The organism is Aquitalea sp. FG25 (assembly GCF_057809375.1).
Genome location: NZ_JBMDJV010000062.1, coordinates 1 through 761 on the forward strand (window position 1 = coordinate 1; position 761 = coordinate 761).

Consider the following 761-nt stretch of genomic DNA (forward strand, 5'->3'; position numbering starts at 1 on the left):
CCCCCCATCTAAGCAATGGCTGCTTCTGTATCAGAAAGCAGCCATTCTGGAGTCGACTGAGTTTGGGGGAAATCAGCTTTCAATGACGAACGACATTTAAACTCTCACCGTCCTGCGGTGGCTCGTAATATTGGGTAATCCGGTCAAAGGTGGCATCGTCAACGGTGAATGGGTGGGTGCCGGACTGGTTGCGCAGGTGCAAGCGCTCCTTGCAGACTCGATCAGGAACATCCAGGAGATGTAGAGCATGAGCCACTCCGACGCGAGTGCAGATCGACATAGCCCATTGCCTGGATGCAACCGTATTGGCCGGCACGTCCAGTACGACTGAAAGACCAGCACTCAGCAGCTCTGCCACGTGTTCTCCCAACACATTTTTCAACTGTCCAGAACAGCGTACATAGTCGACCACTTCCTTGATGGCACCTGGATACAGCTTAGCCAGCCATTCATCCTCGCCAATCAGCACGGTTTTGGGCTCTTTGGCTAATTGTCGTGCCAGGGTTGATTTGCCAGAGCCAATCTTGCCGCACAGCAGATGCAGCGAGGGGGGTGTTTCAAGCAGGCTGGTGCCGTAGGAGTTGTCGATGGCACAGCGCCAGATGCCTACCTGATCCCGGCGGAACACATAAGTGGCGAACCGGGTAGCCTGCCAAGGCTGTCCGGCTTCACCTTCCGCCTGTAGCTCGGTACGGGCCAGTACCAGCGCGGTGTCTCCACCAGCTACCACTTGCATGTCTGCCTGGCTGACTTGCAGGGTG

The 761-nt window shown here is 56.1% G+C and carries 1 protein-coding gene; it reads right to left on the reverse strand.

Annotation, left to right across the window (positions count from 1 at the left end; all coding sequences use genetic code 11):
- Positions 1 to 79 precede the first annotated feature (79 nt).
- Positions 80 to 761: AAA family ATPase (locus tag ACODR9_RS24290; RefSeq protein WP_488813256.1), on the reverse strand; the 682-nt coding region annotated here is incomplete at its 5' end.